This window comes from Microaerobacter geothermalis, from assembly GCF_021608135.1.
In the GTDB taxonomy this organism is placed as follows: Bacteria; Bacillota; Bacilli; order DSM-22679; family DSM-22679; genus Microaerobacter; species Microaerobacter geothermalis.
The window spans coordinates 1-13,859 of the sequence record NZ_JAKIHL010000003.1 but is presented as its reverse complement, the minus strand read 5'-3'; the positions used below and the strand labels follow the sequence as shown (position 1 = coordinate 13,859).

The window sequence follows — 13,859 nt, the reverse complement described above, 5'->3', positions numbered from 1 at the left end:
ATTGTTAATTTTAATCAATTATTTACGGCCTTCGATATAAGCCTGTGTATAATCGTTGGATCCATCAGGATGACGAATGGCTCCTTTTACCCATGGCTGCATCATATAAGCATCCGTGTAGAAATAGATGGGAGCTATTGGCATTTCATCCATCAAGATTTTTTCAGCCTTAAGCATAGCTTCTCCTCGTACAGACTGATCATCGGTGCTCTTCGCCTTGGCAATCAAATCATCATACTCTTTATTGCTCCAATTGGTGTCGTTGTTACCACCATCAGTAATCCACATATCAAGGAACGTCATTGGATCAAAGTAGTCAGCTAACCAACCCAAACGGCCGATTTGGAAGTCCCCGGATTTAAGGGTTTCCAGGTATACTTTCCATTCTTGGTTTTGTAACTTTACTTCAACCCCAAGGTTCTTTTTCCACATTTCTTGAATGGCTTGGGCAATCTTTTGGTGACCTTCACTGGTATTAAACATTAACGTGATTTCCGGAAGCTGAGTAATACCCAACTCTTCCATACCCTTCTTGAGGTACTCTTTTGCCTTTTCTACATCAGCATCATTGTAGTAATTTCCAGCCTTCTCACGGAAATCAAATCCTAAATCTGGGCTGGAGCCTGGCGGTACAAAACCAAGGGCAGGTACCTGTCCACCCTGAGTCACATTATCGATCAGCAACTTGCGGTCAATGGCCAAAGTAAAGGCTTTGCGGATATTGGCATTGTTAAATGGTTCTTTCTCTACGTTAAACATGTACATATAGGTGCCAAGGATGTTTGGAGCCTTAGCTTCTCCGGAATCAAGAAGCTGCTTTAATAGATCAGATGGAGGATTCTCCGCGACATCCAGATCACCGGATTTAAATAATTGGTACTCGGTATTTGGATCATTTACCATCATCCAAGTAATTTTATTCAACTTGATGTTGTCGGCATTCCAATATTTATCATTCTTTTCAACAACGACCTCACTGTCATGTTCCCACTTGGTCAGCTTGAATGGCCCGTTGCTCACATAGGTTTCAGCATCTGCAGCCCAGTCAGGATTTTCCTTGGCCACTTTGCTAGGAACGGGATACAAGGAGTAGAATGCCGTTAAACTGATAAAATATGGAACAGGTGCTTCTAATGTTACTTCTAAGGTTTTTTCATCTAAGGCTTTTACGCCCACTTCATCGGCAGAGACTTCACCAGCATTATATTTTTCCCCGTTCTTCAGATAAAAAAGTTGATAGGCATAGTCAGCAGCCGTTTCAGGATTTAATACCTGCTTCCAAGCATACTCAAAATCTTCAGCTGTTACCGGGTCTCCATTGGACCAAAAAACATTATCCTTAATCTTAAAGGTAATGGTGAGTCCATCCTCACTAATCGTCCAATCTTCTGCCATACCAGAGCCCTTCACTACCTTGCTGTCCTTATCCAGACGAACTAATCCTTCCATCACCTGGCGGAGGATTTCTCCGGATGTGGAGTCAGTCGCCGTGTTTGGATTTAAACTTGGCGGTTCAGTTGAAGCATTAAGAACTAATTCCTGTGGCTCTTCCTGTTTGGGCTGTTCTGTTTGTGTTCCAGCATTTTGCTGCCCGCTATTGTCAGCCGGCGGATTGGCTTCTTCAGATTTTCCGCAGCCAACCAGAGCGATACTTGCAATCATCACGATAGCAAGCATGACCAAAAGCCATTTGGATTTCTTCATTAAAGTTTGACCCCCTTCTTAAAGATGAAAATAGTGGATTTATAAGTTAACGGCTGAAGCCGAAAACTTTAATAAAATACCCTGAAGTGTTATCTTCCAACCCCCCACACCTAGTTTCTACAGGAGGTGGAACTAAAAATGAAAATCCTAGTAACAGTTAGCTTTCAGATAAACATTTTGTAACCTATTTATTTAAATAACTTTTGATTCGTATAATGATTCAGAAAAATCAATCTATCATTGCAACCGATTTCTATTATTTATAAACTATTCTCCAGAAGTTAAACTTACTTCGCAGTTCCCCTATACATGCACATGTACATATTCTAAGAGACATTCCCAATGAAATAGAATAGTCAATTTCTGATTGATTGATATAATACAGTTTATTCCTTCCTGCTCTATTATATCGCAAATGAATGAGAATTCAATACAAAATATATGTTCTTAAAAATTTTCAAAAGCGTTTTCCAATATCGGTTTAAGGGGTTCAGGAGGGCAGAGCACGACTTCTCCCGTTACCACCGGCCGTTCATCCTGATCCACACAGGAAACAGCCAGTGTGACTAAGCGATTCTCTGTATCTACCCCTTTAATTTCAATTGTCATTTCCACTTCTGAATAATGATACAAAACATTTGGAAAGGACAAACGCTGTTCACAAATCACACTACCGGGACCAGGTAATTCCATCGATATATAAGAAGTAATCATTCCCACCAATAAAATGTGGGGTACAATAGGCTTTTTATAGCTGGTTCGCTCGGTATAGTTATGTTGAATATAAACTGGATTCGCATCATCAGTAATACCCAGATATAAAAGGATATCTTTATCCTTTATTTCCCGTTTTACTTTACGAACCTCTCCAACTTTCAAATCTTCCAGCTGCCTTCCTTCTACCCTCTTTTTCCCTAGGATCAACACGTTTCAGATCCCCTTTCCTTATGGAAATGCCCGGGGTCTTCCCCGGGTCATCCACTTTTCTTTATTATCTCCCTAAAAAAGAACCTTCATTACATTACGAACGGAATCGGCTGATTTTTTCAGGGCCGCTTTCTCTTCATCTGTCAAATCTACTTCAATAACTTTTTCAACACCATTTCCACCAATGATGGCAGGAACACCCAGATAAATTCCCTCTTCCCCGTATTCTCCTTCCAAATAGCAGGCGGTAGGCAAAATACGTTTTTTATCCTTCACTACGGCTTCCACCATTTGAATGGTAGAGGCAGATGGAGCATAGTAGGCACTTCCAGTTTTTAAGAGGTTCACAATTTCTGCACCTCCCTGACGGGTACGCTGAACAATTTCATCCAGGCGCTCCTTAGGAATCAGCTTTTCAACAGGAATTCCCCCTGCATAAGAGTATCTTACCAGCGGAACCATGTCATCTCCATGACCTCCTAAAACAAATGCACTAACATCTTCAAAGGAGATATTTAGTTCTCTGGCAAGAAAAGTACGGAATCTTGCGGAATCCAATACACCGGACTGTCCAAACACCCGATGTTTAGGGAATCCTGAAGCACGCCGGGCCACTTCACACATGACGTCCAAAGGATTGGAAACCACAATAATGTACGCATTAGGTGAATATTTCGCCACTTGCTCAGCCACTGAACCTACAATTTTGGCATTGGTATTCACCAAATCATCACGACTCATTCCAGGCTTGCGGGCAATTCCTGCTGTGATGACAACAACATCAGAGTCTTTGGTATCCTCGTAATTGTTTGTTCCAATAACAATGGAATCAAATCCTTCTACCGGGGCTGCTTCCATTAAATCCAGGGCTTTCCCCTGAGGAACCCCTTCAACAATATCAACCAGAACAACATCTCCCAACTCTTTAGATGCTGCCCAATGAGCCGCTGTAGCCCCCACGTTTCCAGCACCAACGATGGTGATTTTTTTTCTCTTAATCACAGAAATTCCTCCCTCACCCTATAGTTTATTAGGTTGATTATAGATTTTTAATTAACTCATCGCCAAATTGTGAAGTTTTAACTTCCTTTGCTCCATCCATTAAGCGAGCAAAATCATAGGTAACTACTTTAGATTCAATCGTCTTCTCCAAAGCCTTTACAATCAACTGAGCTGCTTCATTCCATCCCATGTATTCCAGCATCATCACACCGGACAAAATGACTGAACCAGGATTTACTTTATCCAGTCCAGCATATTTAGGTGCTGTTCCATGGGTTGCCTCAAAAACAGCATGACCGGTTACATAGTTAATATTAGCACCAGGTGCTATGCCAATCCCTCCCACTTGGGCCGCTAAGGCATCAGAGATATAGTCCCCATTCAGGTTTAGAGTGGCGATCACATCATATTCCGCAGGACGGGTTAAAATCTGCTGTAAAAAAGCATCGGCTATGACATCTTTTACAATGATTTTGCCTTCCGCCTCTGCAGCAGCCTGTGCCTTATTAGCTGCGTCTGATCCTTGCTCCGCTTTAATTCGGTCATATTGGGCCCAAGTAAATACTTTATCTCCGTATTCTTTTTCCGCCACATCGTAACCCCAGTTTTTGAAGGCTCCTTCGGTGTATTTCATAATATTGCCCTTATGTACAAGTGTGACGCTTTTGCGATTATGAACAAGGGCATATTCAATGGAGGCACGAACCAGCCGCTCTGTTCCCTCTTTGGAAACTGGCTTGATTCCAATTCCCGAGGTCTCAGGAAAACGAATCTTTTTTACTCCCATTTTTTCTTTCAGGAATTGAATCACTTCTTTCACTTCAGGGGTTCCTTCTTCCCATTCAATTCCGGCATAGATATCTTCAGAATTCTCTCTGAAAATAACCATATCCACTAGCTCCGGGGCTTTAACAGGAGATGGAACACCCTTAAAATAACGAACCGGACGTTGACAAACGTATAAGTCCAGCTCTTGGCGAAGGGCTACATTTAAAGAGCGAATTCCTCCTCCAACGGGAGTCGTAAGAGGACCTTTGATGGCCACAAGATACTCCTTAATTGCCGTTAACGTATCAGACGGTAGCCACTCACCAAAGGTATTGTACGCTTTTTCCCCGGCATATACTTCAAACCACTCAATTTTCTTTTCACCATTGTATGCCTTTTCGACAGCTGCATCTAATACTCGCTTTGATGCAGCCCAAATATCAGGTCCGGTTCCATCTCCTTCGATAAATGGAACAATCGGATGATTGGGCACATTCAGCTTCCCATTGTCTATGGTAATTTTCTCCCCCGCTGTCGGCATTTCTAATTTTTCAAAAAGTGACATCCCAAACCCTCCTTAAAAGTACAAACAGGAACGGGAGTTACAAACCGTAACACCCCGTTTCCATTATCAACAATGATTATTCCCGGTTTATATTATCCAAAAAATAAAGGTATTACCCGTCTAGTTCTGAGATAATTCCCTATCTTTCATCAATCGGAACGTAGTGTGCGTTAACAGGACCAACGTATTCTGCACGAGGACGGATCAAGCGATTATTGGCATATTGTTCCATGATATGTGCAGTCCATCCTGACATCCGACTGACGGCAAAAATGGGTGTGAACAAATCACGCGGAATTCCCAAGCTATAATAAACAGAAGCGGAATAAAAATCCACATTTGGTTTTAATCCCTTTTGACGAACAACAAGATCCTCAATTTTTGTAGACATTTCATACCATTTAGGTTCTCCAGTCAGAGCCGTCAGTTCTTTGGACATTTTCCGAAGATGCTTAGCCCGCGGGTCTCCATCTTTGTATACGCGATGACCAAATCCCATGATTTTTTCTTTATTATCCAATTTCTGTTGAATATAAGATTCAACATTGGAAATATCGCCGATTTGCTCCAACATGGCCATCACTTGTTCATTGGCACCTCCATGAAGAGGACCTTTTAAAGCTCCAATTGCTGCTGTTACTCCAGAATAGATGTCTGAAAGTGTGGCAACCGTTACTCTGGCAGAGAATGTGGAAGCATTCAATTCATGGTCGGCATGAAGAATTAACGCCTTATCAATGGCTTCAACAGCAACACGATCCGGCTCTTTTCCCGTCAGCATATACACGAAATTTTGTGAAAAATTGTAACCGCTCTTCGGTGTAACAGGCTCCTGTCCATTCCGTATTCTCGCATACGCAGCAACAATAGAAGCGGTCTTCGCCATTAATTTAATAGCCTTTCTTAAATTAGCCTCCGGTGACATATCTTCTGCATCTTGATCATAGATAGCCAAGTTGGAAACTGCCGTTCTCAAAACAGTCATTGGATGAACCCCTGTTTTTGGAACAGCTTTAAGGAATGAAATAATTTCTTCTGGTATTCCTGCATGTTCGGCAAGGTCCCTTGTTAGTTGATCCAGTTGATCTTTTTTTGGCAACTCTCCATGCCACAGAAGATGGATCACTTCTTCAAACGTGGCATTCTCTGCAAGTTCATCAATATTAATTCCACGGTAAGTCAACACACCGTCAATAATGGAACTAATGGCTGATGAAGTTGCAACAACTCCTTCTAATCCGCGTCCACTCATCCTTTATCTCTCCTTTTCTTTATTTAAGGTTTTGATGTGGAATCATCAAAACGGACTCCCCTGACAATTTGTGACGTAACCCCCTGATGATAAACATGAAATGGACAAAAAAAGACAATTTTAAAAGTATTCAATTCTCTTCAATTATAAATTAAATTTGTCCATTTGTGAATAAAGTGTTTCTCCAAAATTCCTGTCCTATGATCAGGATTATAAAAATATATATTTGTAACAATGACGAATTATCCAATTTCCTCCCATGTTCAATATGAATTTATTAGAGGAGTGGGAAGCTTTGATGCCTATCGAACGTTTTTATTTCGTCACCTTTATCTTAATCCTGCTTATCCTTATAGTAAAATTTACTCTTCCTTTGTTTTACCCTTTTCTTATCGCCTTTATAATTGCATACCTGATTGACCCCTTTGTCCATTTCTTTCAACAAAAAACAAAAATGCCAAGGTGGTTTTCTGTTTTTTTTATCCTTATGTTTTTTATTAGTATTATGATTACCGGAATTTCCATCCTCATTGCAAAAATTGTGATAGAAATAAAAAATTTATCCAAGGTTATTCCCTCATACCTTTCTCAGCTAGCCGAATTTTCCCAACAGCTTATTTCAGAAGATATTATGTTGCATGTAACTTATCAAATGAAATCCATCATATACCAGTTAAATCCAGGCTTCCAAGGGAATTTTGAGAAATATCTGACTGACGGAATGAGCGAATTGGTTAATGGTTTAGGGAATTTAGTAGAACATGCACTGGGCTCCATTGCATCATTATTAACAGCAATTCCCAATGCAGCAACCTTTATCGTGATTTCCGTCCTTGCTTCATTTTTTATCAGCAAAGACTTGACCAAAATAAAAAAGGGGACGAAAAAGCTCCTTCCTATGAAAGCAAGAATGAGTGTTGGAGCCGTCGTCCAAGATCTTCAATATGCGTTATTTGGTTTTTTAAAAGCACAGCTCACTTTAATTTCTATTACCGCCGTGATCATGATGATTGGGTTATTGATTCTAGGGGTAAAGTATGCCGTCACGATCGGATTGCTCACTGGTCTGGTAGACTTATTGCCCTATTTGGGAACGGGCGCTATTTTTATCCCTTGGATTGCCTATTCCTTTTTCACAGGGAACTATGCTCTGGTCATTGGTTTATCCGCCTTATACGGAGTGATCGTCATGATCAGACAGATGATAGAACCCAAAATTTTATCATCCAACGTTGGACTTGATCCATTAATCACGTTAATTTCTCTATTTGCCGGAATGAAACTGTTTGGGTTTATCGGTCTGATCATTGGCCCTGCATTGGTCGTAACCATCACTGCACTCCACCGCGCACATGTCTTTCATGATCTTTGGCACTATATCAAGTATGGAACCTATGGGCGATAATGGATGGTAAAACTTCCTTTATCCAGCCATTTCCTAATCCATTCTTTCATCCAATTTTTTGCATATTTCCTTGTGCGAGGCCAAAGAAGCAGAAACCCCATAGCATCCGTAAAGAATCCCGGGGTAAGCAACACAAGTCCACCAGCGAAAATGCAAATCCCATCCAATATCGCTTCACCTGGGGGCAGTCCATAGGCCAATTGCTCCTTTGCCCGTTTCAGTGCTTGTGTCCCTTCTTTCTTCGCCAGATATGCTCCCAATACACCCGTAAGAATCACCAGCAAAATGGTCCAAAAGGGACCAATCCATCCCCCCACAGTAACCAATCCCCAAATTTCCATGATCGGAATAACAATTAGCACCAGCAAAAGTATGCGCAACATTATAAGGCCTCCGATAAAATTAATTGATAAATTTCGGGAAACTTTGATTTCAGGCTGATGGGTTTCATCCGTTCATTTACCCATGCATGTTTGGTGAAGCCCTCTACCAGAAGAGTTTGATCAATCATTCTCCATATTTCATATTTAAATTGGATACGAACACCTGTCATTTCTTCAATCTGTGTCTTAATTCGCAATTCATCGTCATAACGTGCCGGTGACAGATAACGGCAGTTGGCCTCAATGGCTGGCAGAAGAAGATTTTTCTCTTCAAGAAGGGAATAGGGAAGACCCACAGAACGAATTAATTCAGTTCTTCCCACTTCAAACCAAATTAAATAATTGGAATGATAGACAACACCCATTTTATCGGTTTCCTGATAGCGAACCCTCAATTTTGTCTCAAATATTTTTCCCAATATTTTCACTCCCTATCAGAACAAAGTCAATGTTGCGATATTTGTTGATTATCAGATGTTAGAAGTCGGTGCTTGTTTACAGCACCTTGGCATGTCCACGATAAATATGCCCCCTTTCGGAATCAACGGTTACTTCCATCCCATCATGAAAAGTTTTCGTAGCTCCTTCCACACCGACAACCACAGGAATACCCATGTTTAAGCCAACAATGGCTGCATGGGATGTTAAGCCTCCCTCTTCGGTAATGATGGCGGAAGCTTTTTCAATGGCAGGCATCATATCCTTGTCTGTTCCCAAGGTGACAAGAATATCACCTTTTTTAAATCTCTGGAGAATATCTTCTGAATTTAGTCCAACCACAACTTTGCCCGTAACGACTTTGTGTCCAATCCCCTGTCCCTTTGCTGCAATATCACCGACGATGTGAACTTTCATCAGATTGGTTGTACCTGGCTCTCTCACCGGTACGCCAGCCGTGATGATGACAAGATCTCCACGCTTGATCAGGCCGGAATCAATCGAAGTATTAATGGCAATATCCAACATTTCATCTGTTGTTTCAGCCGGAATTCCCTGAAGAGGAACCACACCCCAAACCAATGCCAAATGGCGCATCACTTTAGGATTAGGTGTAATCGCAATGATCGGGGCTTTTGGACGATATTTGGATATCATTCGAGCCGTATGTCCGCTTTCAGTTGAAGTAATAATCGCTGAAGCCTCCAAATCCAATGCCGCATTGGCAACAGCTTGGCTGATCGCATCAGTTATATTTTTCTGCTGGGCCAGACTCTGATTTGTCAGGATCTCCCTGTACGTAAGGGCCTCTTCTGTTTTTAATGCAATTTTAACCATGGTGTCGACAGCTTCCACGGGATATTTCCCGGCAGCCGTTTCACCGGACAACATAATGGCATCGCTGCCATCAAAAATCGCATTGGCTACATCGCTGGCCTCAGCCCTTGTTGGGCGCGGATTTCTCTGCATGGAATCTAACATTTGGGTAGCCGTTATGACTACTTTTCCTTTATTGTTACACTTTTTAATCAATTGTTTTTGTACCAAGGGAACTTCTTCTGCCGGAATTTCAACACCCAAATCTCCCCTGGCCACCATAATTCCGTCCGCTACTTCTAATATTTCATCCACATGATTTACACCTTCACGATTTTCAATTTTAGCAATGATTTTAATGAAATCAGCTTGTTCATTTTCAAGGATTTCCCTAATTTCCAGTATATCTGAAGCTTTTCTGACAAAAGAAGCTGCTATGAAATCAATTCCCCGGGAAATGCCAAACTTAATATCATCGGCATCTTTTTTGGTGATACCTGGTAGTTTTATCTGTGCTCCAGGGACATTGACCCCTTTTCTGCTTTTCAATTCACCTCCGTTTACCACACGGCACAAAATCTCCTTATTCGTCACTGAAATCACTTTTAACTCAATTAATCCATCATCCAATAAAATGGTGGAATCTTTATGTACATCTCCGGGAAGTCCAGAATAAGTGATGGATATTTTTTCTTTAGTTCCCAACAATTCTTCGGTGGTTAATGTGATTTGATCTCCAGCATGTAACTGAATTGGCTCTTCCAACAGTTTGCCGATGCGTATTTCCGGACCCTTTGTATCTAATAGTATGGCCACATTGGCACCTAATTGTCTGGCTGCTTCTCTAATGTTTTCAATCCTTCTTCCATGTTCCTCATAATCCCCATGAGAAAAATTGAGGCGAGCCACGTTCATTCCTGATTCAATTAATCTCTTTAATGTTTCTATCTCTTCACTGGCAGGGCCAATCGTACATATGATTTTCGTCTTTCTTATCATGAAAGTTTCCTCCTTCTGTGTATCATTCCATCCTTAATATTTCACGAATTTCACCTTAAATCCTTTAAAGAACCAAAATAAATTTTTATGTTTTTTTGTTCAGTTGACTATTTTCAATTTCTCCTGGTTTAATGCGATTGGATGGTTAATATTGGTTCATGAAACAAGAAACTCCCGAAAATCGGGAGTTTTTTAAATTTCTTTTATCCGATGCTATAGATGTGGAACTAAAGATTCCCACGTCGCTAGTCGAGTTCGTGCATAGAAGTGATTCAGGTCCGCTTCAAGTCTAAAGAACGGAGCCCTCAAAAACATCCGGGTATTTCAAAGGTGGAGACAGTTTGAGGGCTAATTCCCGTTCTTTAGCCTCTTCGCTTAAGTACGAACTCGAAGGCTATCCTTAGTGAATTCTTTGATATGAAAATACATTTTCATATCAATTTGTGACTCTACAGGTCATGGATGTTTAGTTCCGTCTATATAGACTCTCATTTCTCAATAGAAGTGGAACTAAAGATTTACACGTCCGCGCCTCCTTCAAGAAGAAAAAACTTCTTCCAGAGTCATATACTGACCGATTTGTTTAAACTTTTCGTATCTCTGTTCAATCAGCTGTTCTCGTGACAGGGGACGCAATACCTTAAGGGCCTTAGATACAAATTCATGGATGTGGCTGGCTGTTTCTTTTACATTTTTATGGGCCCCACCCATTGGCTCGGGAATGATTCCATCAATAATTTTTAGTTCATACAGATCTTGGGCGGTGATTTTCATCGTTTCAGCCGCCCTTTGAGCAAGGCTGGCATCCTTCCACAATAAAGCAGCAGCTCCTTCAGGGGAGATCACAGAGTAAATGGAATTTTCCAGCATATAGATATGATTTCCAACCCCAAGAGCCAAAGCCCCCCCAGAACCGCCTTCACCGGTAACGACGCATATAATGGGTACTCCGAAGGAAGACATCTCCTTTAGATTACGGGCAATCGCTTCACTTTGTCCTCGCTCTTCCGCCGCCATCCCCGGATAGGCTCCAGGGGTATCAATGAAACATATAATAGGGCGATTAAATTTATCTGCCTGCTGCATTAATCGAAGGGCTTTGCGGTATCCTTCTGGATGGGGCATTCCGAAATTGCGGGCGATGTTATCTTTGGTGTCCTTCCCCTTTTGATGTCCCAACACAGTGACGGGAATTCCTTCAAATTTTCCGATCCCTCCAACAATCGCCGGATCATCACCAAAGCACCGGTCACCATGTAGTTCAATAAAATCTTTTATGAGCAGTCCGATGTAATCCAGGGTAGTGGGTCTTGCGGCATGCCTTGCAATTTGTGTTTTTTGCCAAGGGGTTAAATTGGAATAGATATCATTCTCCAATTTCCGCAGCTTTTCTTCCAGCCGATTGATTTCATCGGTAAAATCAATTCCTTTTTCTGCGGTAAAACGACGGAGTTCGGCAATTTTATCCCTCAACTCGATCAAGGGCCTTTCAAAGGAAAGTTCATTAGCCATGGACCACCCTCCGTTCCATATGGATATCTAAAATCTTGGCAAGGGTCCCTTTCAAATCTTTTCTTGGAACAACCATATCCAATTGTCCGTGCTTTAAAAGAAATTCTGCCGTCTGAAAATCATCGGGCAATTTCTGGCGGATGGTTTGCTCAATGATGCGCCTTCCGGCAAAACCAATTAAAGCTTTGGGTTCGGCAATATTGATATCCCCCAGTGAGGCAAAACTGGCGGATACCCCACCGGTTGTCGGATTAGTTAAAACAGAAACAAATAAAATCTTTTTCTCATGGAGTTTGGCAAGGGCAGCGCTGGTTTTGGCCATTTGCATCAAACTTAGGACACCCTCCTGCATCCTGGCTCCTCCTGAAGCTGAAAAGAGGATAAAGGGATACTTTTTTTGAATGGACCTTTCTATGGCTCTCGTAATTTTCTCGCCAACCACAGATCCCATACTTCCCATTCTGAAATTGGAATCCATCACTCCAAGGACGACGGGATATCCATTAATGGTTCCCTCTCCTGTAACGACAGCTTCAGATAATCCTGTCTTTTCCATATCCTTCTCTACTTTATTCAAGTAGTCGGGAAATTTTAAGGGATCAGCTGATACTAGTTCTCGATCATATTCAAAAATGTGCCCATCGTCCAAAATGGTACGTACTCTTTCCCTGGCTGACATCGGAAAATGGAAACCACATCCTGAACAAACCTTTAAGTTTTTTACCAATTCCTTTGTATAAGAAATGGTACTGCATTCCTGACATTTTATCATGAGTCCTTCAGGTATTTCTTTTTTTGCTTGTTCAGAAGGAATGGTTGCATATTTCCTTCTCTTATAAAATAGATCCTTTAACACAATCGCACCTCACAATACTTATTCGTGTTTAGAGGTCTTCTGAAGAATAAAACTTAATACTTCCTGCACTTCTTCCAGTTCACTCTGAAGAACCAATATCTCATACTGCTTTTTGGATAAACGGCTTTGTCTTATTTTTACAAGAAACCCTTCATTCGTCAACCTGTTCTTAATCCTCTCTGCCATATTGGAATTGGAAGCGATGTAGATGACCGTCCACATCTTCAATGTCCTCCTTACCTATCCCTACAATAAGCTGTTTTCAAGATGTGTTTTCATTTTCTCATAAGCTTTATTTTCATTTCTTTCTTTAATGGCTTCCAATATCTCCCTGTGTTCCTTTAAGGAATACTCGGGCCTTCCAGTTCTTGAAAGGGACTCCTCCCGAATGGTTTTACTAAATTGGGCAATGGGTTCCCATATCCTTAATAATAAAGTGTTTCCACTTGATACTGCAATGAGACGATGAAATAAATAATCTTCCTCTGATGGAATCACACCCGTTTCCATCCAACGTTTTTCCCCCCGAAGGAGAACTTGTTCCATCTGGCTAATTTGTTCTTCATTAATCCTATGGGCAGCCAGTCGAACAGCGTCTCCTTCAATGATTTTTCTCATTTCCATCAGATCCATTTTTGATTTGTCATCCCGTAAAATATAAAAAGCCAAAATTTCCACTAATCGATGGGTAGAGGAGTGTTGGATAAAAGTCCCTTCTCCCCGTCTGGTTGTAATGAGTCCCAATAATTCCAGAGCTCGAAGAGCTTCTCTTACAGAAGAACGACCAACCCCTAATCTGTCAGAGAGTTCTCTTTCCGAAGGTAATTTATCTCCCGGCTTTAAATTGTCATCAATGATAATTTGATTGATATGAAGCAATATTTCATGATATACCTTTTTTTCTCTGATGACATCAGCCAAAAAGCTCACCTCTTTCATCGTATGCAATGAAAAGGGAGGAAATGTCCTCCCTCTCTCCTATTGAAGGAAACTAAACTTACATGACCCGCAGGGTCACAAATTCTCATGAAAATAATTCCATCCAGTAGTTACCTAGTTACTGTATCATCGTCATCTTCTCATAATGGAAATTGAACAGGGGAATGGTAAGTCGTAAATCTTTATGGTGGTAGCAATATCAGACCCCGCGAACTAAACGGACAGCATCGATCATTGAGCACAAATTCCTGTTGCTGCGAGCACGAATATCAAATTACTGTTTGTCTCTGATC

The 13,859-nt window shown here is 41.2% G+C and carries 13 protein-coding genes; 1 reads left to right on the top strand and 12 read right to left on the bottom strand.

Going from position 1 to position 13,859, the window contains the following annotated elements; all coding sequences use genetic code 11:
* Positions 1-18 precede the first annotated feature (18 nt).
* From L1765_RS02960 to citZ, 5 genes are all read right to left on the bottom strand, one after another.
* Positions 19-1,704: a peptide ABC transporter substrate-binding protein gene (locus L1765_RS02960; protein ID WP_236404554.1), complete on the bottom strand. Its 1,686-nt coding sequence runs from the start codon at positions 1,702-1,704 to the stop codon at positions 19-21.
* 447 nt (positions 1,705-2,151) lie between these two features.
* Positions 2,152-2,631 (bottom strand): hotdog family protein, encoded by a 480-nt coding sequence (locus L1765_RS02955; RefSeq protein ID WP_236404552.1) that lies wholly within the window; start codon positions 2,629-2,631, stop codon positions 2,152-2,154.
* Positions 2,632-2,703: 72 nt separating this feature from the next.
* Positions 2,704-3,630: a malate dehydrogenase gene (gene mdh / locus L1765_RS02950; RefSeq protein WP_236405060.1), complete on the bottom strand. Its 927-nt coding sequence runs from the start codon at positions 3,628-3,630 to the stop codon at positions 2,704-2,706.
* Between the two features lie 40 nt (positions 3,631-3,670).
* The gene (gene icd, locus L1765_RS02945) at positions 3,671-4,966 is read right to left on the bottom strand and encodes an NADP-dependent isocitrate dehydrogenase (protein WP_236404550.1); all 1,296 of its coding nucleotides are present in this window, start codon (positions 4,964-4,966) and stop codon (positions 3,671-3,673) included.
* Positions 4,967-5,105: 139 nt separating this feature from the next.
* The gene (gene citZ / locus L1765_RS02940; protein WP_236404548.1) at positions 5,106-6,218 is read right to left on the bottom strand and encodes a citrate synthase; all 1,113 of its coding nucleotides are present in this window, start codon (positions 6,216-6,218) and stop codon (positions 5,106-5,108) included.
* Positions 6,219-6,486: 268 nt separating this feature from the next.
* Here citZ and ytvI point away from each other — a divergent pair, with 268 nt between their 5' ends.
* The gene (ytvI, locus tag L1765_RS02935; RefSeq protein ID WP_236404546.1) at positions 6,487-7,623 is read left to right on the top strand and encodes a sporulation integral membrane protein YtvI; all 1,137 of its coding nucleotides are present in this window, start codon (positions 6,487-6,489) and stop codon (positions 7,621-7,623) included.
* Here the strand turns inward: ytvI and L1765_RS02930 are convergent.
* The 7 genes from L1765_RS02930 to L1765_RS02900 all read right to left on the bottom strand — a co-directional run bounded on the left by L1765_RS02930 (position 7,611) and on the right by L1765_RS02900 (position 13,548).
* Positions 7,611-8,006, bottom strand: coding sequence for an FxsA family protein (locus L1765_RS02930; RefSeq protein WP_236404545.1), 396 nt, complete (start codon positions 8,004-8,006; stop codon positions 7,611-7,613). The two genes, ytvI and L1765_RS02930, sit on opposite strands and share 13 nt — an antisense overlap.
* Positions 8,006-8,425: an acyl-CoA thioesterase gene (locus L1765_RS02925; RefSeq protein WP_268928668.1), complete on the bottom strand. Its 420-nt coding sequence runs from the start codon at positions 8,423-8,425 to the stop codon at positions 8,006-8,008. Before L1765_RS02925 ends, L1765_RS02930 begins: the two co-directional genes overlap by 1 nt.
* A 76-nt stretch (positions 8,426-8,501) precedes the next feature.
* Positions 8,502-10,259 (bottom strand): pyruvate kinase, encoded by a 1,758-nt coding sequence (gene pyk / locus L1765_RS02920; protein ID WP_236404543.1) that lies wholly within the window; start codon positions 10,257-10,259, stop codon positions 8,502-8,504.
* Positions 10,260-10,796: 537 nt separating this feature from the next.
* Positions 10,797-11,771 (bottom strand): acetyl-CoA carboxylase carboxyl transferase subunit alpha, encoded by a 975-nt coding sequence (gene accA, locus L1765_RS02915; RefSeq protein ID WP_236404541.1) that lies wholly within the window; start codon positions 11,769-11,771, stop codon positions 10,797-10,799.
* Positions 11,764-12,627, bottom strand: coding sequence for an acetyl-CoA carboxylase, carboxyltransferase subunit beta (accD, locus tag L1765_RS02910; RefSeq protein ID WP_236404538.1), 864 nt, complete (start codon positions 12,625-12,627; stop codon positions 11,764-11,766). Before accD ends, accA begins: the two co-directional genes overlap by 8 nt.
* Before the next feature lie 18 nt (positions 12,628-12,645).
* Positions 12,646-12,849 (bottom strand): glutamate decarboxylase, encoded by a 204-nt coding sequence (locus L1765_RS02905; RefSeq protein ID WP_236404536.1) that lies wholly within the window; start codon positions 12,847-12,849, stop codon positions 12,646-12,648.
* Positions 12,850-12,873: 24 nt separating this feature from the next.
* On the bottom strand, positions 12,874-13,548 hold the full coding sequence (locus L1765_RS02900) for a FadR/GntR family transcriptional regulator (RefSeq protein ID WP_407942190.1): 675 nt from the start codon (positions 13,546-13,548) through the stop codon (positions 12,874-12,876).
* Positions 13,549-13,859: the final 311 nt, after the last annotated feature.